Source organism: Bradyrhizobium sp. LTSP849, assembly GCF_000938255.1.
Taxonomy (GTDB): Bacteria; Pseudomonadota; Alphaproteobacteria; order Rhizobiales; family Xanthobacteraceae; genus Bradyrhizobium.
This window is the reverse complement of record NZ_JYMR01000007.1, coordinates 48871-66700: the sequence shown is the minus strand read 5'-3', so window position 1 is coordinate 66700 and position 17830 is coordinate 48871. Positions and strand designations below refer to the sequence as shown.

The 17830-nt window shown below is 63.5% G+C and carries 15 protein-coding genes; 6 read left to right on the top strand and 9 right to left on the bottom strand.

From position 1 onward, the window contains the following. Positions 1-117: 117 nt before the first annotated feature. Complete coding sequence (locus tag UB31_RS06300) at positions 118-1083, bottom strand: sensor histidine kinase (RefSeq protein WP_045010235.1); 966 nt, start codon at positions 1081-1083, stop codon at positions 118-120. A gap of 194 nt (positions 1084-1277) precedes the next feature. On the opposite strand from UB31_RS06300, the gene UB31_RS06295 reads away from it, so the two are divergent. Further along, positions 1278-2117: an SDR family NAD(P)-dependent oxidoreductase gene (locus UB31_RS06295; protein ID WP_045010234.1), complete on the top strand. Its 840-nt coding sequence runs from the start codon at positions 1278-1280 to the stop codon at positions 2115-2117. 115 nt (positions 2118-2232) lie between these two features. On the opposite strand, the gene UB31_RS06290 is transcribed toward UB31_RS06295, so the two are convergent. From UB31_RS06290 to sthA, 3 genes are all read right to left on the bottom strand, one after another. Further along, complete coding sequence (locus tag UB31_RS06290; protein ID WP_045010233.1) at positions 2233-3609, bottom strand: cytochrome P450; 1377 nt, start codon at positions 3607-3609, stop codon at positions 2233-2235. A 143-nt stretch (positions 3610-3752) separates the two neighbouring features. Further along, entirely contained in the window at positions 3753-4979 is a 1227-nt protein-coding gene (locus UB31_RS06285; protein ID WP_082078423.1) for an LLM class flavin-dependent oxidoreductase, read from the bottom strand. A 290-nt stretch (positions 4980-5269) separates the two neighbouring features. Then, entirely contained in the window at positions 5270-6661 is a 1392-nt protein-coding gene (sthA, locus tag UB31_RS06280) for a Si-specific NAD(P)(+) transhydrogenase (protein WP_045010231.1), read from the bottom strand. A 146-nt stretch (positions 6662-6807) separates the two neighbouring features. On the opposite strand from sthA, the gene UB31_RS06275 reads away from it, so the two are divergent. Further along, a complete protein-coding gene (locus UB31_RS06275) occupies positions 6808-8220 on the top strand; it encodes an MFS transporter (RefSeq protein WP_045010230.1) in 1413 nt (470 codons plus the stop codon). A gap of 129 nt (positions 8221-8349) precedes the next feature. Continuing rightward, positions 8350-9531: an extracellular catalytic domain type 1 short-chain-length polyhydroxyalkanoate depolymerase gene (locus UB31_RS06270; protein WP_045010262.1), complete on the top strand. Its 1182-nt coding sequence runs from the start codon at positions 8350-8352 to the stop codon at positions 9529-9531. Positions 9532-9674: 143 nt separating this feature from the next. Here the strand turns inward: UB31_RS06270 and UB31_RS06265 are convergent, their stop codons facing one another. Beyond that, positions 9675-9977: a hypothetical protein gene (locus UB31_RS06265; protein ID WP_082078418.1), complete on the bottom strand. Its 303-nt coding sequence runs from the start codon at positions 9975-9977 to the stop codon at positions 9675-9677. A gap of 131 nt (positions 9978-10108) precedes the next feature. Here UB31_RS06265 and UB31_RS06260 point away from each other — a divergent pair, with 131 nt between their 5' ends. Continuing rightward, positions 10109-10477, top strand: coding sequence for a winged helix-turn-helix transcriptional regulator (locus tag UB31_RS06260; RefSeq protein WP_045010228.1), 369 nt, complete (start codon positions 10109-10111; stop codon positions 10475-10477). A gap of 3 nt (positions 10478-10480) precedes the next feature. Here the strand turns inward: UB31_RS06260 and UB31_RS06255 are convergent, their stop codons facing one another. Then, a complete protein-coding gene (locus UB31_RS06255) occupies positions 10481-11152 on the bottom strand; it encodes an MBL fold metallo-hydrolase (RefSeq protein WP_045010227.1) in 672 nt (223 codons plus the stop codon). A 176-nt stretch (positions 11153-11328) separates the two neighbouring features. On the opposite strand from UB31_RS06255, the gene UB31_RS06250 reads away from it, so the two are divergent. Further along, positions 11329-12930: an alpha-amylase family glycosyl hydrolase gene (locus UB31_RS06250; protein WP_045010226.1), complete on the top strand. Its 1602-nt coding sequence runs from the start codon at positions 11329-11331 to the stop codon at positions 12928-12930. Positions 12931-13078: 148 nt separating this feature from the next. Here UB31_RS06250 and UB31_RS06245 read toward each other — a convergent pair whose 3' ends face one another. Beyond that, a complete protein-coding gene (locus UB31_RS06245; RefSeq protein ID WP_045010225.1) occupies positions 13079-14776 on the bottom strand; it encodes an alpha-amylase family protein in 1698 nt (565 codons plus the stop codon). 293 nt (positions 14777-15069) lie between these two features. Here UB31_RS06245 and UB31_RS06240 point away from each other — a divergent pair, with 293 nt between their 5' ends. Continuing rightward, complete coding sequence (locus UB31_RS06240) at positions 15070-15561, top strand: MmcB family DNA repair protein (protein WP_045010224.1); 492 nt, start codon at positions 15070-15072, stop codon at positions 15559-15561. Between the two features lie 288 nt (positions 15562-15849). Here the strand turns inward: UB31_RS06240 and UB31_RS06235 are convergent, their stop codons facing one another. Together UB31_RS06235 and UB31_RS06230 are read right to left on the bottom strand one after the other, a co-directional pair. Continuing rightward, a complete protein-coding gene (locus UB31_RS06235; RefSeq protein ID WP_045005960.1) occupies positions 15850-16404 on the bottom strand; it encodes an ActR/PrrA/RegA family redox response regulator transcription factor in 555 nt (184 codons plus the stop codon). Between the two features lie 103 nt (positions 16405-16507). Beyond that, positions 16508-17818, bottom strand: a complete 1311-nt coding sequence (locus UB31_RS06230; RefSeq protein ID WP_045005959.1) for an ActS/PrrB/RegB family redox-sensitive histidine kinase — start codon at positions 17816-17818, stop codon at positions 16508-16510. Between the last annotated feature and the right edge of the window lie 12 nt (positions 17819-17830).

Sequence of the window (17830 nt, the reverse complement as noted above, 5' to 3'; positions counted from 1 at the left end):
AACTTGCGGCGTTGCGACGCGCGCTCGCGATCGTCATTAACAGAAGGTCAACGGCGCAAACGAAAGCGAGCGGCGCGCGCGATCTGCTTTCGTTGCAGCGAGGCTATCGCTGGCCGGTTATTCGCTTTGGGGGATGCGGCATTGCATGATGCAATGCAGCCCGGTCTTCAGGTACGAGACCTCAGCCTTGCCGTCGAAGGCGGTGAGTGCCGACTTCAGCAGCTTGGTACCGAATCCGGGTTCGGACACCTTGTCGATGCTCGGGCCCTCGGTTTCGTCCCATGTGACGGTCAGGCGGTCATCGCTGACGGTCCACGACACCTGCAACAATCCGCGGGGTGCGGAGAACGCACCGTACTTTCCCGCGTTGGTGGCGAGCTCATGAAACATCAGTGACAGCGTGACCGCGAGCTTCGGCGGCAGAAACAGCCGATCGCCGTTGAGGGTGAAGCGGACGTGGCCGTAAGGGCCGAGCTCCGAGATCAGGAGATCGCGGATGTCGCAGCCGGCCTTGTCGATCCGCGAGATCAGATCGTCGGTGGCGGCCAGCGACCGCAGCCGCGGGTCGATCCGGGACCACACCTGCGGCTGGTCGTGCAGCACCTGATGCAGCACGGCGTGCACGGTCGACAGCTTGTTCTTCAGCCGGTGCTGGAGCTCGTCGACCAGCAGCTTGCGATAGTCCTCTTCCTCGATCAGGCGCTTGGAGATCCGGCGCTGCTCCGCCAGCATCGTGCGATAATGCTCGACGCCCCAGATGGTGAGCGCAGAAACACCCCAATAGAGCGTCAGCAGGGCGAACCGGGCGCGATCGGCAAACGCATCGCCGAAATTCACGACGACGCCGAGCACGCCGCCGACCAGCGCCGTGACAATGCCGATCCGCAAGCCTCCGAACGCGGCGGCAAAGAACACAGCCGGGAAGTAGGGCGTGAAGTAGACGTCGGGACGCACATGCGCGAGACCCCAGCGGGCCAGGGTCGCGACCAGCAGGCAAGCCACCGCAAAGGCGATGCTCAGGCCGAGCGATGGCGGCGCCACGCCCCGCCAGCCTCTACGGAATTCGTCGATCAGCTTCCCCATGCGTAGCCCAGTTGCAATGTGCGTTCGAAAATCGAGTGGCAGGTGAAGATGTTACGCATGCCGCCCGCACAAGCAAAGCTTGCCTTGTCGCGTGCCGGCAGGAATAGTGACCGTCGCGGTGCCGACTGTTGCGGCGACGTCATCGATCGGCGCCCGCCATTTGATATCAAATCGTTCAAAAACAGGGACATTCCATGGGCAGGCTGGACGGCAAGGTTGCGGTGATCACGGGTGCGACGAGCGGGATCGGATTGCGCACCGCAGAAGTCTTCGTTGCCGAAGGTGCCAAAATTGTGATCGCGGGGCGGCGTATACCGGAAGGCGAGGCGCTGGCGAAGCAGCTCGGCGATGCCTGCGTTTTCCGCCAGACGGATGTGACCGTCGAAGCGCAGATGCAGGCGCTGATCGCGCTCGCGGTCGAAAAATTCGGCAGGATCGATTGCCTCTTCAACAATGCCGGCGGCCCGGCCCAGACTGGCGGGATCGAAGGCCTCGAGGTCGAGCGCTTCGACGCCGCCATGGCGACGCTGGTGCGCAGCGTCATGCTCGGCATGAAGCACGCTGCGCCCACCATGAAGAAGCAGGGGTTTGGCAGCATCATCAACAATGGCAGCATCGCTGGCCGTCTCGCCGGCTTCTCATCCTCGATGGTCTATGGCGCGGCGAAAGCGGCGGTGATCCATCTCACCAAATGTGTGGCGATGGAGCTCGGCGAGTCCAATGTGCGCGTCAACTCGATCTCGCCCGGCGCGATCGCGACCGGCATCTTTGGCAAGGCGCTGGGCCTCTCGACCGAGGCTGCGGAAAAGACGCCAGCCGTGATGCGCGAGGTCTACAAGACCGCGCAGCCGATTCCACGCGCAGGTCTTCCCGACGATATCGCTCACGCCGCGGTGTTCCTGGCGAGCGACGAATCCAGCTTCATCAACGGCCACGACCTCGTGATCGACGGTGCCATCACCGGCGGCCGCAACTGGAGCCAGCAGCAGCAGGGCTATGTGGCGCTGCGCAAGGCGTTCGATCAGGGGGCGTAGCGGCGGGGACAGTGTCGTAGGGTGGGCAAAGCGAAGCGTGCCCACCAACTTTCTATCCACGAAAAATGGTGGGCACGGCGCAAGTGCGCCTTTGCCCGCCCTACGAGAGCGTCATTCACACCGCCATCACCGTCACCCGCAGCCCATCCCGCGGCTTCGGGATCGGCCACATCTGCCAGTCCGGCTTGTAGCCGGGCTCGAGCGACACCTCGATGTTCTGCAAGAAGTGCCGCGCGAAGCATTTTGCCTGCATGTAGGCGAAGTGCAGGCCGAGGCACATATGCGCGCCGCCGCCGAACGGCACCCAGGCGAAGCGGTGGCGGTTGCGCTGCGCTTCTTCGGTGAAGCGCAAGGGATCGAAGCGGTCGGGCTCCGGCCAGATGTCCTTCATGTGGTGGGTATAGAGCGGATTGACGCCGATCGCGGTGCCGGCGGGAATCGTAAATCCCTTGAAGCTGAAATCGCGCATCGCGCGGCGCGGCATCGACGGCACCGGCGGCTTGATCCGGAGCGCCTCCTTGAATGCCATCTCCGACAGCGGCATTTTTTCGAGATCATCGAAGCTGGTCGGCGCATCCGCAGCCAGCCCGAGCGCGAGAACCTCGTCGCGCAGCTTGCTCTGCCAATCCGGATTCGCAGCAAGCTCGCCGATGAAGGATGTCAGCGACGAGGTCAGCGTGTCATGCGCCGCCATCATCAGAAAACTCATGTGGTCGATAATGTCCTGCTCGGAGAGCAGCGCGCCGTCCTCATGGGTGGCGCGGCAGAGATGCGAGAACAGATCATCGCCGCCATGATTGCCGCGTCGCAGCGGGATCTGCTCGCGGAAATAGGCAACGATGCGCTTGCGTCCCTTCACGCCGCGCGCCATCTGAGTGCCGGGCAGGGGACGGCGGATCGGGGCAACGGCGGCCGCGACCATGTCGACGAAGGCGCGGTTGATGTCGTCAACCTCCGGCCCGATCTCGGTACCGAGGAAGGACGTCGCGGCGAGGTCGAGCGTGAGCTGCTTCATCGCCGGATAGAGTTGCATCGTGCCGGGCTTCACCTTCCACTGCGCGACTCGTGCCGCGATGCCGCGGTCGAGATCGGTGAGATAGGACTTCATCGGTCCGGATTTGAACGCGACCGAGAGTGCCTTGCGGTGCAGCCGGTGCTCGTCGAAATCGAGCAACATCAAGCCGCGCGGAAACAGCAGGCCGAGCACCTTGTTCCAGCCGTGGGTCGAGGAAAACAGCTTCTGCTGGTCGAACAGCACGAGCTCATTGGCCTCAGGCCCGAGCAGCACTACATTGGTCTCGCCGAAAAAATGGGTGCGGTAGACCGGGCCGTATTTGGCGCCATTCGCCTCGATATGCCCTTTGGGGTCAGCCAGCACCTGAAAGGTCTTGCCGATGATCGGCCAGCCTTCATCGCCCGGAATATGCGTCAGCTCGTTGCGCTTGGGCGCGGTGAAGCTGAGCGCAGGCGCGGCCACATTCTGCATCGACATCACGATTGCTCCGGTTGGCTGACCGAACAGAAATCAGGCGACCGCGGCACTATTGCGGCCCGCGCCAGGCTGACGTGGTCAGCATAGCACAGGCCGATATCTCTTGCTTGTGATCGTGGTTACAACTGTAGCGACGACGAGGCCTACCGCTTCGCCGCTTCCTTCTGCAAATCCGGTGCGTTCACGGCCGGAATCGCGACGCGGCCGGGGCCGGTCACCTTCAGCGCCTCGGCGGCCTTGTCGTTCTCCATGATCTTGGCCATCACGGCTTGTCCCGCGCGCTCGAAGATCGCGCGGTTCTCGATCACGAATTTTTGCGACTTGCGAAGTGCGTCGATGTAGCCGTTGATCTCGGGCACGACATAGCGCGCGACCATGTCCCAGCTCCGGCGCGTGGCTTCCGGATTGGCCCAGTCGTGCACGAAACCGATCACCGCGCCGACGCCGCCCGACACCTGCATCACCTTCTTGATCATTTTGACGAGATCGTCGGGCGTGCCGATGACGGAGGCCGCGCCGTCGACGAAAGCGGTCTTGTCCACGGCCTCGTCGGGCGAGTCGAATGCGGTCAGGCCCGGCCGTTGCAGCGTGCCGACATTATATTCGTTGTGCCAGCGCATCAGGCCTGCACCGGCCTCGCGGCGGGCCTGTTCGCGCGTTTCGGCAACATGCCAGCTCAGCAGCACGCGCCAGTTCGCGCGATCGACCTTGGTGTCGTGCTTCTCGGCGGCATCCTCGGCGAACTGCCATTGCTGCTGCAGCGACATCAGACCCTGCGTCGTCATCGAACCGAGCGAGATGATGCCGATGCCGTATTTGCCGGCGAGCGTCATGCCCGAGGGCGAGATCTGCGACGCCACGACGAACGGCATCTCTTCCTGCAAGGGCAGGATCTGAAGCGCCGCGTCGTTCATGGTGAACCAGTCGCTCTTGGCGGTGACGCGCTCGCCGTTGAAGAGGCGGCGGATCACGCCGATCGCTTCGTCCTGGCGGTCGCGCTGGGTCATCGGGTCGATGCCGAGCGTGTGCGCGTCGGAGGCAAGCGCGCCGGGACCGGAGCCGAAGATGGCGCGGCCGCCGGTCATGTGGTCGAGCTGCACCATGCGCTGCGCGACGTTGTAGGGATGGTGATAGGGCAGCGACACGACGCCGGTGCCGAGCTTGATTCGCTTGGTGCGCTCGCCTGCGGCGGCCAGAAACATCTCGGGCGAGGCGATCATCTCCCAGCCGGACGAGTGATGCTCGCCGCACCAGAACTCGTCATAGCCGAGGCTATCTAACTGCTCGACGAGGTCGAGATCACGCCGGAACTGAAGCATCGGATGCTCCCCGATCGGATGATGCGGGGCAAGGAAAGCTCCGAATTTCAGGCGCGCCGTGACGTTCTCTCCGGCTGGTTTTTTGTTTGTTGAGGCGGTGAGGCTACGTGCTGAAGACAGCGAAGGCAATCGCGTGATGTCCCGCGCAGCGGAATGCAGCTATGTGCAGAACGAGGCGACGCTGCTTCTTCTCCCTCTCCCCGTTCTTACGGGGAGAGGGTTGGGGTGAGGGGCTGCTTCAGCAAATACGGTGGTAGAAAGTTCGCGGAGACTCCCGCTCACCCGGAATTCAAACTGCGTTTGAATCCCGACCTCTCCCCGCACGCGGGGAGAGGTGAAGATCACCGCGTCATCCTGTTCCACGCATCGAGGCCGGCGATCTTGTACGCTTCGGCCAGCGTCGGATAGTTGAACGTGTTCTGGATGAAATAGTCGATCGTGCCTTTGAGATTGAGCACGGCCTGGCCGATATGGATCAGCTCGGTGGCGCCTTCGCCCAGAATATGCACGCCGAGCAGGCGGCGCGTCTTGGTCGAGAAGATCATCTTCATCATGCCGCTGTTCAGCCCCATGATGTGACCGCGCGAGGTCTCGCGGAAGCGCGCGATGCCGACCTCGTAGGGGATGCCGCGCGTCCGCACCTCTTCCTCGGTCAAGCCGGTCGTCGAAATTTCGGGCACTGAATAGATGCCATAGGGAAAGAACTCTGGCGGCGCCATCGGCTCCATGCCGAGCGCGTGGCATGCGGCGACCCGGCCCTGCTCCATCGAGGTGGAGGCAAGGCTCGGGAATCCGATCACGTCGCCGGCCGCGTAGATGTGCGGCACGCTGGTCTGCAAGGTCACGGGATCGACCTTGATGCGGCCGCGATGATCCACTGCAATGCCCGCCGCTTCGAGGTTGAGCTTGTCGGTGGCGCCGACACGCCCCGCGGCAAACAGCAGCATCTCCGTCGTGACGTGCCGCCCGTCGGACAGCTTTGTGACGATGCTGCCTTGCGCGGTCTTCTCGATCGAGTTGACCTTGGCGCCGAGCCGCAGCGCGACGTTGCGGTCGCGCAATTCGTGCATGAACTCGTCGATCAATTCCTTGTCGATGAAGTCGAGGAAGGTCGGCCGCGGCTCGATCAAGGTCACGGGCACGTCGAGCGCGCTGAAGATGGTGGCATATTCGACGCCGATCACGCCGGCGCCGATCACGGCCAGGCTGCGCGGCAGCTTTGGCAGCTCGATGATCTCGTCGCTGTCGAGCACGGTCTGCCCGTCAAACGGCACGTAGTCGGGGCGGAACGGTCGCGTGCCGCAGGCGATCAGTATGTAGGCTGATGACACCACCTTGGTCTCGCCGATGGCGCTGGTGATCTCGACTTCGTGCGGCGAGATCAGCCGCGCCTCGCCATTGGCGGTCCGCACCAGATTGCGGCTGAATTGATGCTCCAAGACCTCGACCTCATGGTCGAGCGTCTTCTGGAGCCGGGTCATCAAATCGCTCGCCACGATGTCCTGCTTGACCCGGTAGGAGCGGCCGTAAAAGCCGCGCTCGCGCCAGCCGGAGAGGTTGAGCACGGTCTCGCGCAGGGTTTTTGAGGGAATCGTGCCGGTATGGACGGAGACGCCGCCGACCCGTCGGCCCTTCTCCACCACCAGCACGGCCTTGCCGAGTTTGGCGCATTGCACCGCGGCCCGGCGCCCCGATGGGCCCGAACCGATCACCACCATGTCGTAATCGTACATCGGGAGACTTCCGAACCCGCGAACCAGCGGGAATTCCCATGCAGCAATCGGGCCAATGCGGCAAGTCCTACCTCTGAGGTAATCGCGCGAATGACGCCGATCTGAGAGCATCGGGCGCAAATAAATGCCCGAAGGTTCGCGCGCCGATGCATCAAACAGTCACAAAGCAAATCGATTCGTCCCGCCGCTGGTGGGTGCTCGCCATCGTTGTCGCCGCCCAGTTCATGTTCGGCGTCGATGCCTTCGTGGTCAACGTTGCGATCCCGACCATCGCGGTCGATCTGCACGCGACGCCGGCCCAGATCGAATCCGTCATCGCGATCTATCTGATCGCCTATGCCACCCTGGTCGTCACCGGCGGCCGGCTCGGCGATATCCACGGCACCAAAAATGTGTTTCTGGCCGGCGTGCTTGGCTTCACGGCGACGTCGCTGTGGTGCGGTCTGGCGCAATCCGGCGCGGAGCTGATCATCGCGCGACTGGCGCAGGGCGCCACCGCCGCGCTGATGGTGCCGCAGGTGCTGGCGACGCTGCATCTCCTGTTCACCGACGAGACGCGCAGCCGCGCCTTCGGCATCTACGGCATCGTGCTGGGGCTCGCGGGCGCTGCCGGCTTCCTGCTCGGTGGTCTCCTCGTGACGATCGATCTTGCCGGCACCGGCTGGCGCTCGGTGTTCTTCGTCAACGTGCCCTGCGGCCTTGTCATTGCAGCCGCCGCGTGGCGCATCATGCCGTCGGTGCCACGCCGGGCCGGTACAAGGCTCGATATCAAGGGCAGCGTGGTTCTGTTCGCCGGGCTGCTTTGCCTGATCGGGCCGCTGTTGTTCGGCCATGATGTCGGCTGGGCGCCGTGGCTGTGGGCGGTGATGGCGATCGGCGGCGCGATCCTCGCGGCATTTCTCAAGCTCGAACATGCGGTCGCGCGCGCCGGCGGCATGCCGCTGATCGATCTCACGCTGCTGGCGGATGCAAGCTTTCTGCGTGGCCTTGGCGCCGCGTTCTTTTTCTTCGTCGCCAATCTCTCATTCTATCTGGTGATGACGTTGTTCATGCAGCGCGGCCTGAAGATCCCGCCGCTCGCGGCTGGCATGGCCTTCATTCCGCTCGCGCTCGCCTTTGTGGTGGCGTCGCGCCACAGCGGCGCGCGGGCGCGGCGTCGCGGCACCAGGGTGTTGATCGAGGGCTGCATGTTGCAGATCGCGGGCCTTGCCGCGCTCGCGCTCGTTGCATTCTCAGTCGATGCGCCGTCGCCGATCGAACTCGCGCTCGTCATGATCATCTTCGGCTACGGCCAGGGGATGGTGATGGCGCCACTGTCCGGCGCGGTGCTCTCGAGCGTGAAGCCCGTCGCCGCTGGCTCGGCATCAGGCATGTACGGCACCATTGCGCAGATCGGGAATGCGGCCGGAGTGGCCGCAATCGGCGCGGTGTTCTTTGCGGTCGAAGCCCTGCAATCAGCGCGCGCAGGCTTCGTCGTCTCGCTTGCGCTGTTTGTGACGTTAATCATGATCTGCGCCGCATTTCTGGCGTGGATGCGCCGCGCATCTGCACGAAGTTGAGGCAATGCGGTTAATACCTGCGGATTCACCGTGAATTTCCAGTAATTGACGACACACACGCTTTTTATTTTGCAGTGCAGCAACTATCTGGTCTGGGTGACGTTGGAAATCGCCCACCAGGAGTTGCCGGTGTCGTTAACAAGAAATGTCGAACTCTTAAGACGTCTGCCGAGGCTGGACGGTCTGCGCTTTCCCGACTTCGGGCAGAACGCTGATTCATCCAGTCCGCTGGAAGAAGTCACGGGGTTCGGCGAAAACCCCGGCAACCTGCGCATGTTCGCGTTTGCGCCGGCGCAATTGCAGAAGCCGCGCGCGCTCGTCGTCGTCTTGCATGGTTGCGGCCAGACCGCCGCAAGCTACGACCTTGGCGCGGGATGGTCGACGCTCGCACGGCACTACGGCTTTGCGCTGTTGATGCCCGAGCAGCAGCGCGCCAACAACGGCAACACCTGCTTCAACTGGTTCAATCCGGAAGACACGGCGCGCGACAGCGGCGAGCCGCGTTCGATCCGCGAGATGATCGCGCATATGGTCGAGACCCACCGCATCGATCCCAAGCGCATCTTCATCACCGGCCTCTCCGCCGGCGGCGGCATGACCTCGGTGATGCTCGCGACCTATCCCGAAGTCTTCTCAGCCGGTGCGGTCATCGCCGGACTGCCCTATGGCATCGCGTCCAACCTGCGCGAGGCGCTGGATGGCATGTTTCATTCGCCGGAGCGGCCCGAGCGTGAGCTCGGCGACTTCGTGCGGCGGGCATCGAGCCATCGCGGGCCCTGGCCGAAAATCTCGGTGTGGCACGGCAGCGCCGACCGCACCGTCAATCCCGGCAATGCCAACGAGATCGTCAAGCAATGGCTCGATCTGCATGATCTGCCGGCCGTGCCGATGGCGGAGACCAACGTTGACGGCTATCCGCGCCAGACCTGGTGGAACAAGGACGGCGAGACGCTGGTCGAGTCCTATGCCATCACCGACATGGCGCATGGCACGCCGCTCGGCCTCGCCGACAACGATCAGCGCTATGGCGTGGAAGGCGCGTTCCTGATCGAGGCCGGCATCTCCTCGTCCTATCACATCGCGAAATTCTTCGGGCTGACCGGCTGGATTCCGGACGCCGCGAAGAAGAAGGCGGAGGCAAAGCCTCCCGTCGCGCCGATACCGGCACCTTCACCGGCACCACATCTCGCCCGCTCGATCCGCGCAGCGGTCGCCGAGCAGCCGGCCGAGCCGAAGCGCGAGAAGGCCCGCGGCTTCGATGTCGGCGAGATCATCACGCGGGCGCTGACGGCCGCAGGGTTGATGAAGTAGCCGTCGTCCCGGCGAAGGCCGGGACCCATACCGCGGAATCTATCGATTGCAGTCGGTACGAGTACCGGACGACGAGTCGTCGCCAAACTCCCTCCTCGGAGTATGGATCCCGGCCTTCGCCGGGACGACAGTGGAGTTTGTGGCTAAGCCGTCTGATCGATCATCTCGATCGGCGTCACCGTCACCTCGCCGCCGGCGACCTTCCGCGTCATCTCCGTATAGTGCTTGAAGAAGTCGCGCGATTGCAGCGCTTTTTGCGCGGCATCGTCGGTGACGCTGGCGAGATGGAAGTAATGGCCGTCGTCGCGGTTCTTCAGGCAGCGATAGCCGACCCGGCCCTTGAGCTCGGGGTCGTTGTCGATCGCCTTGATGAACCGGCCGATCTCCTGGTGCCAGGCTTCCGTCGTGCCGTGCTTGAATTCGTATCTGATCATGAAGTGCTTCATGTGACGCTCCCTGTTCGTCATGTCCGTCATCATCTGCGCCTTGGGAGCCGTCCTGCAAGTATGGACAAAATTGATAGTATGGACTTTTTCGCCGCTGCTCCTATCCTGATCTCGCACATGGAGGAGACGACATGGCAAAGGCGATCCCGGCGCGCACCTGTCCGGTCGCGGCGTTTCAAAAAATGATCAGCGGCAAGTACAAGCTCCGCATCGTCTGGGACCTCAAGGACGGCCCGCGCCGCTATGGCGAGATCAGGAGCGGCTTGCTGCGCGGCACGGAAGGCAGCGCCGAAATCACCCCGCGCGTGCTCAGCCGTGAATTGAAGGCGCTGACACAAAGCGGCCTGATCGATCGCAAGGATTTTGGCGAGGTGCCGCCGAAGGTCGAGTATCGCCTGACCCGCAAGGGCAAGAGCTTTGTGCCGGTCGTCGCCGCGATCCGCGAATGGGGCGAGCGTAACCTCAGCGAGCCGGCGGCGCTGGCCGACGCCGCCGAATAAAACTCACGTCTCGCCGGTGATGAACGGATTGGTCATCCGCTCCTGGCCGATGCTCGAGCCGGCGCCGTGGCCGCAGATGAAGCCGACATCGTCGCCGAGCGGCAACAGCTTGGTCTTGATCGAGTCGATCAGCGTCGCATGACTGCCGCCGGGCAGGTCGGTGCGCCCGACGGAGCCTGCGAACAGCACGTCGCCGACATGGGCAAAACGTAAGTCCTTGTTGAAGAACACCACGCTGCCGGGCGAGTGACCGGGGCAGTGCAAAATGTCGAACTCCAGGCCGCCGATCGACACGGTGTCGCCTTCGTCGAGCCAGCGGTCCGGCGCAAAGTTGCGCCCACCGGTCATGCCGAAGCGCGCCCCGCTCTCGACCACGTTGTCGAGCAGGTACTTGTCGGCGGGATGCGGGCCCTCGATCGGCACCTTCAGCGCATCGCGCAACTCGGCCGCGCCGCCGACATGGTCGATATGGCCGTGGGTCAGCCAGATCTTCTCCACGGTGACGCCGGTCTGCTTGATCGCCTCAAGAATCTTCGGCACGTCGCCGCCGGGATCGATCACCACGGCTTTTTTGCCGGGCTCGTCCCAGATGATGGTGCAGTTCTGCTCGAACGCGGTCACGGGAACGATGATCGCGCCCGCCTTGGCTTGTTGGGTGTCGTTTTGCTCGGTCATGGCCTCACAATGCCGATTTTTGGCCTATGGCCAAGCAAAAGATTCGTGTCGTGGACCCGGGAACAGCCGGTCGTCACACAGCCGTCCCAATTGGCTCGCTGGTTTGAACCGGGACGTTCCTTCCGCGTTCTCTCGCGCAGGGCTTTCAAAGCAGATTTTCGGGTGGGTTTTCCGGCATGGCTCAGAGCGGCGACAATTGGTGGCGCGACGGCATCTTCTATCAGATCTACCCGCGCTCGTTTCAGGACTCGGATGGTGACGGTGTCGGCGATCTCGCCGGCATCCTGCAGCGGCTGCCTTATGTGAAATCGCTCGGCGTCGATGCGATCTGGCTGTCGCCGATCTTCCCCTCGCCGATGGCCGATTTCGGCTATGACATTTCCGACTATACCGGCATCGATCCGCTGTTCGGAACGATGGCGGATTTCGATGCGCTGCTCATCGCGGCGCATGACAACGGCCTGAAGCTGATCCTCGACCTCGTGCCGAACCACACCTCCGACCAGCATCCCTGGTTCGTCGAGAGCCGCTCCTCGCGCGACAATCCCAAGCGTGACTGGTACGTCTGGCGCGATCCGGGACCGGATGGCGGCGCGCCGAACAACTGGCTGTCCGAGTTCGGCGGCAGCGCGTGGCAGTTCGACGAGACGACGGGTCAATATTACTACCACGCCTTCCTCGCCCAGCAGCCGGACCTCAACTGGCGCAATCCGGATGTCCGCGCGGCGATCTATGACGTGATGCGGTTCTGGCTGGAGAAGGGCGTCGACGGCTTTCGCGTCGACGTGATCTGGCACCTGATCAAGGATGCCGAGTTTCGCGACAATCCGCCGAACCCGCATTACGTCGAGGGTCGGCCGCCGAACGAGAAAATCCTGACGCAATACTCCACCGACCAGCCGGAGGTGTTTGATGTCATCACCGAGATGCGGCGCGTCATCGATTCCTTTGGTGCGCGCGTGCTGATCGGCGAGGTCTATCTGCCGCTGCACCGGCTGATCGCCTATTACGGCAACGATCTCACGGGCGCGCAGATGCCGTTCAACTTCGCGCTGCTCTCGACCTTCTGGAGCGCGCGTTCGATCGAGAAGATCATCGACGATTACGAGAAGGCATTGCCGCGAGGGGCCTGGCCGAACTGGGTGCTCGGCAATCACGACCGCCCGCGCGTGGCGAGCCGCGTCGGGCCGGAGCAGGCCCGAATCGCCGCCATGCTGCTGCTGACCCTGCGCGGCACGCCCACGCTCTATTACGGCGACGAGATCGGCATGCATCAGCTCGCCATTGCACCGGAGGACGTCCGCGATCCCTTCGAGAAGAACGTCCCCGGCATCGGCGTCGGCCGCGACGGCTGCCGCACGCCGATGCAGTGGGACTCTTCGAACTTCGGCGGCTTCTCGGACGTCAGGCCTTGGCTGCCGTTACCGGAGGATCATATCCACGAGAATGTCGTCAATCTCGACGCCGACACGCGCTCGATCCTCACTCTGTACAAGCGCCTGATCGCCTTCCGGAAGACCTGCCCGCCACTGGTTTCGGGCGACTATCACCCGATCGCAGCGCAGGGCGATCTCCTGATCTATCGCCGTGAGGCCGAGGGCCGCGGCGTGATCGTCGTGCTCAATCTCGGCCCCGAGCCGATCGCAGTGACCACCAGCGCGATCCGTTTCGGCAGCGAGATTTTGCTGTCGACGTCTCTGGATCGAGAGGGAGAGAAGCTCGAAGGCGTGCTGGATCTGCGCGGCAATGAAGGCGTGATTATCGCGCCGCCATCCTAGCCGTCGTCCCGGCGAAGGCCGGGACCCATACCGCGGAATCTATCGATAGCGATCGGTGGGCGTACCGCACGACGAGTCTTCGCCAAACTACCCCCTGGGGTTATGGGTCCCGGCCTGCGCCGGGACGACACCGAGATTGTGGTCGGCGTTACCCCGGATGCTTGTTGCCCGCCGCATTCTCGTCGATATCACTGCGCTTCAGCAGATAATCCAGCCCGCCGACCCGATACCAGCGATACCCATACGGCTCCAGCACGATGCGGTGCTGGCCGCGCTTGTCGGCGTGGCTGTGGTCTTCCGCAAGCAGGTTGATCAGGTGCTCGCCGGCGTCTCCGGGCAGCCCCACCGAGAACGTCGTCTCGCGCGGCTTCTCATCCAGATTGTGCACGAACAGCACCGAATTGTTGCGCCAGTCATAGCGCATGATGAAAACGGCGGGATCGCGCGTCGTGATGATGGCGAAATCGCCCCAGCCGATCTCGGGCACCTCCTTGCGCATGCGCACGATGCGCTCGGTCCAGTTCAGCATCGAGTTGGGATCGCGCCGCTGCTTGGCGACATTGACGTGTTCGAAGCCGTAAGGGCCCTTGTCGATGACGGGGTTGGCCGGCTTGTCGCTTTTGGTGAAGCCGCCCTGCGGTTCGGTCGACCATTGCATCGGCGTGCGCGCGCAATTGCGTTCGGGCAACGAGAGATCGTCACCCATCGCGATCTCGTCGCCGTAGCGGATGACAGGCGTTCCCGGCAGCGTGCACATCAGGCTGTAGGCAAGCTCGAGCCGCCTGCGGTCGCCGCCCAGCATCGGCGCAAGGCGGCGACGGATGCCGCGGTCATAGAGCTGCATGTCCTTGTCGGGGCCGAAACGCTTGAACACGATGTCGCGCTGCACTTTGGTCAGTCGGCCGAGATCGAGTTCGTCGTGATTTCGCAGGAACAGGCCCCATTGCGCCGCGGCCGGCCGCGGCTTGGTCGCCTTCAGCGCCTTCGCCAGCGGACGCGTGTCGCCGGACGCCAGCGCATAGAACAGATGCTGGTTGACGTGGAAATTGAACATCATGTGCATGCGGTCGCCATCGCGGCCGAAATATTCCATGTCGGTTTCCGGCAGCACATTGGCTTCGGCGAGGATGATGGCGTCGCCCTGCCGCCATTGCAAGAATTCGCGGAAGGTGCGCAGCATGTCGTATTGCTCGACGGGCTTCCTCACCTTGGCGCCCTTGGTGGCGATCACGAACGGCACCGCGTCCATGCGGAAGCCGGAAACGCCGAGCTGGATCCAGAAGCCCATGATCTTCAGGATCTCGGCCTGCACGTGCGGGTTCGAGGTGTTGAGATCAGGCTGGAAATCGTAGAAGCGGTGGAAGAACCAGGCGCCGGCTTCCTTGTCGCGCGTCCAGGTCGACTTCTGCACGCCGGGAAACACCATGCCCTGATTGGCGTTGGCCGGCTTCTTGTCCGACCACACATACCAGTCCCGATAAGGTGAGTCCTTGTCGCGCCGCGCTTCCTTGAACCAGTGATGCTGGTCCGAGGTGTGGTTGACGACGAGATCGATAATGACGCGGATGCCGCGCTGCTTGCAGCCGTGGGTGAACTCGACGAAATCGCCAAGCGTGCCGTAGCGGGGATCGACGCTGTAAAAGTCGGCGACGTCATAGCCGTCGTCGCGGCCCGGCGAGGTCTGGAACGGCATCAGCCAGATCGTGGTGATGCCGAGGCCGTGCAGATAGTCGAGCCGGCGCAGCAGACCCTTGAAATCGCCGATTCCGTCGCCGTTGGCGTCCATATAGGTGCCGACAGAGAGGCAGTAGATCACGCCATTCTTGTACCAGAGATCGTCGATCATGCGCGAGCGCCCTCGATGCTCCCGCCGAGGTGCGGCGGCTGCGTGATAAGTGCGAGGGCAGGGGGAGGTTCCCGCCTCACTGTCGTCCCGGCGAAGGCCGGGACCCATACCGCGTGATCTCACGATGTAGCGCGGTGCGCGTACCGCGGGAGGCTTTCTAACTACCAGTCTTCGCCAAACTCCTCCCTGTGGTTATGGGTCCCGGCCTTCGCCGGGACGACAGCGGAGAATAGGCGACAGCTCGCTTCTATCGAATGGTGTCCGCACCCACCGGAATCGGCTAAACTCCCCCCATGGACAACTCCGCCCGCAACATCGCGCTCGTGCCGCCGCCGGACCGCCGTCAATCCGAGACGGCGCTCGCCATCGCGCGCGGCACGGCGCGGCTGCTGCGCTCGCTCGGGTTCACCTGCATCAGCGAGTTGCCATTGCCGTCGGGCCGGCGCGCCGATCTGGTGGCATTGAACGAGCGTGGCGAGATCTGGATCGTCGAGATCAAGTCATCGATGGAGGATCTGCGCGCCGACCAGAAATGGCCCGGGTACCGCGCCCATTGCGACCGGCTGTTCTTCGCCTTCACGCAGGACCTGCCTTGCGAGATATTTCCCGAAGGCACCGGCCTGATCATCGCGGACGCCTATGGCGCGCATCTGCATTGCGAGGCGCCCGAGCACAAGCTGGCTGCGGCCACGCGCAAGCAGATGACGGTGCGTTTTGCGATGGCGGCCGCGTTGCGGATCAATCGCCTGGTCGATCCGCAGGGGCACGCGGAGTTTTGGGAGTAGGGCGCCGCGATCACTGCTGCCGTAGGGTGGGCAAAGCGAAGCGTGCCCACCATTCAAGCCAATCAGGACTGAAGCGGAAGTGATGGGCACGGCGCTTCGCGCCTTTGCCCACCCTACGTTCCGTTTCCCCGTCATCCTGAGGTGCGAGGCTTACGATGCGAGCGCATCGCAAGGGGAGCCTCGAAGGATGTACGGCCGAGATGCAGCCGGGCCGTCGCCCTTCGAGGCTCGCCTTGCTTTGCAAGACGAGCACCTCAGGGTGACGGTGATAGATAGGCGGTCGCTGAATTACCGCGGCGCGCGCTTGGCCAGAATCCGCTGCAACGTACGGCGGTGCATGTTGAGCCGCCTCGCCGTTTCCGAGACGTTGCGGTTGCACATCTCGTAGATGCGCTGGATGTGTTCCCAGCGCACGCGGTCGGCCGACATCGGGTTCGCCGGCAGCTCGGATTTGTCCGAATTGGTCGAGAGCAATGCGGCGACCACGTCGTCGGCATCCGCAGGCTTCGAGAGATAATCGATCGCGCCCATCTTTACCGCGGTCACGGCGGTGGCGATGTTGCCATAGCCGGTCAGCACGATCGCGCGAGCTTCGGGGCGCTTCTTCTTCAGCGCCGACACGACATCGAGACCGTTGCCGTCGCCGAGCCTGAGATCGACGACTGCGAATGCGGGGGCGGACTTGCCGATCTGGGCGAGACCATCCGAGACGGTGTCACATGATGTCACCGCAAAACCGCGCGTTTCCATGGCGCGCGACAAGCGCTCCAGAAACGGCTTGTCGTCCTCGACGATGAGAAGCGAGCGGTCGGTCTGTTCGTTCAGTTCGACGATGGCGTTCAAGGTTTTGTCCTCTCTCCAGCACATCTACATATGGCGTCGCAATCAGGCGGTGCCAAGGCCGCCATTAGTCGATCGGGCCTCTCGTGCGACGCAAGGTCGCGGCCTATCCTATTGTTTCTTCGAAGGTCTCGATAGCCTCAAAACGCTCCCTCGGCCACGCGATCTGGACCACTGCACCGTGTTCCGGGAAGGTTCGATTGGTAAACGAGACCTTGGCGCCGGTGCGTTCGAGGAGCGTGCGGGCGATGAACACGCCGAGGCCCAGGCCGCCGCCGGCATCCTGGGTGCGCCGCCGCGATAGATAAGGCTCGCCGATCCGGCGCAAGAGATCTGGCGGAATGCCCGGGCCGTCATCGGAAATCACGATCTCGATCGTGTCATTGTTCCACCACGCGTTCACCTCGACCGTGGAGTTGGCGAAATCGACGGCGTTCTCGACGATATTGCCGACGCCATAGAGCACCGCCGGATTGCGCGATCCGACCGGCTCGGCCGTGGCGGCAATCGCGATCCGCACCTTGATGTCGACGCCGAAATCGCGATGCGGCGCCACCACCTCCTCGATCAGTTCGGACACCTTCATGTGGTCGAACGGCGCGCCGCTGGAGGAGAGCTGGGTGATCTTGCTCAAAATGTCGCGGCAGCGCTGCGTCTGCTCGCGCAGGGTTTTCAGGTCGGCGGCGAAGACCGGCTCCTTCACCGTCTTTTCCAACTCGCGCGAGATCAGGAAGATGGTCGCGAGCGGCGTGCCAAGCTCGTGCGCTGCGGCCGCCGCCAATCCATCGAGCTGGGTCAGATGCTGCTCGCGCGTCAACACCAGTTCGGTCGCGGCCAAAGCGTCGGCAAGCTTGCGCGCCTCCTCGGTCACCTGGAACGAGTAGAGGCTGGTGACACCGATCGCGAGCACGATCGAGAGCCAGACGCCGAAGAGATAGATCGGCGGGAGCACCACGGGATCTTCCGAATCCCATGGCAGCGGCAGATGAAAGAAGAACAGGATCGAGGCGCAGGCCACGGCCAGAAGGCCGATGGCGAAGGTCAGCCGGGCCGGCAAGGCGGTGGCTGAGATCAGCACCGGCGCGAGGAACAGGAACGAGAACGGGTTCTGCAATCCGCCGGTGAAAAACAGCAGCCCGGCCAGTTCCACGATGTTCAGCGCCAGCAGCCCGGCCGCCTGAAGCGGCTCCAGCCGCTGCATCGGGTTGGCCACGGTTTGCAGGGCCAGGTTAAGCAAGGCCGACAGGCCGATGATGCTGACACAGGGGACAATCTCGACCTCGAACTCGAGCCCCTGCGCCACGATAAAGATCGCGGCGAGCTGGCCCAGCACAGCGAGCCAGCGCAGCCGCAGGATGGTGTCCAGGCGGATATGTCGCTGCGAGGGACGGAAGTCGGAAGCTGCAGTCTCGGTCATCTCAGCCAATCT

Excerpts from the sequence above, each read along its gene's own strand:
- UB31_RS06275 (WP_045010230.1), top strand. The coding sequence starts at position 6,808 with ATGCATCAAACAGTCACAAAGCAAATCGATTCGTCCCGCCGCTGGTGG.
- UB31_RS06260 (WP_045010228.1), top strand. The coding sequence starts at position 10,109 with ATGGCAAAGGCGATCCCGGCGCGCACCTGTCCGGTCGCGGCGTTTCAA.
- UB31_RS06245 (WP_045010225.1), bottom strand. The coding sequence starts at position 14,776 with ATGATCGACGATCTCTGGTACAAGAATGGCGTGATCTACTGCCTCTCT.
- UB31_RS06240 (WP_045010224.1), top strand. The coding sequence starts at position 15,070 with ATGGACAACTCCGCCCGCAACATCGCGCTCGTGCCGCCGCCGGACCGC.
- UB31_RS06230 (WP_045005959.1), bottom strand. The coding sequence starts at position 17,818 with ATGACCGAGACTGCAGCTTCCGACTTCCGTCCCTCGCAGCGACATATC.
- UB31_RS06300 (WP_045010235.1), bottom strand. The coding sequence starts at position 1,083 with ATGGGGAAGCTGATCGACGAATTCCGTAGAGGCTGGCGGGGCGTGGCG.
- sthA (WP_045010231.1), bottom strand. The coding sequence starts at position 6,661 with ATGTACGATTACGACATGGTGGTGATCGGTTCGGGCCCATCGGGGCGC.
- UB31_RS06265 (WP_082078418.1), bottom strand. The coding sequence starts at position 9,977 with ATGAAGCACTTCATGATCAGATACGAATTCAAGCACGGCACGACGGAA.
- UB31_RS06250 (WP_045010226.1), top strand. The coding sequence starts at position 11,329 with ATGGCTCAGAGCGGCGACAATTGGTGGCGCGACGGCATCTTCTATCAG.
- UB31_RS06295 (WP_045010234.1), top strand. The coding sequence starts at position 1,278 with ATGGGCAGGCTGGACGGCAAGGTTGCGGTGATCACGGGTGCGACGAGC.
- UB31_RS06255 (WP_045010227.1), bottom strand. The coding sequence starts at position 11,152 with ATGACCGAGCAAAACGACACCCAACAAGCCAAGGCGGGCGCGATCATC.
- UB31_RS06290 (WP_045010233.1), bottom strand. The coding sequence starts at position 3,609 with ATGTCGATGCAGAATGTGGCCGCGCCTGCGCTCAGCTTCACCGCGCCC.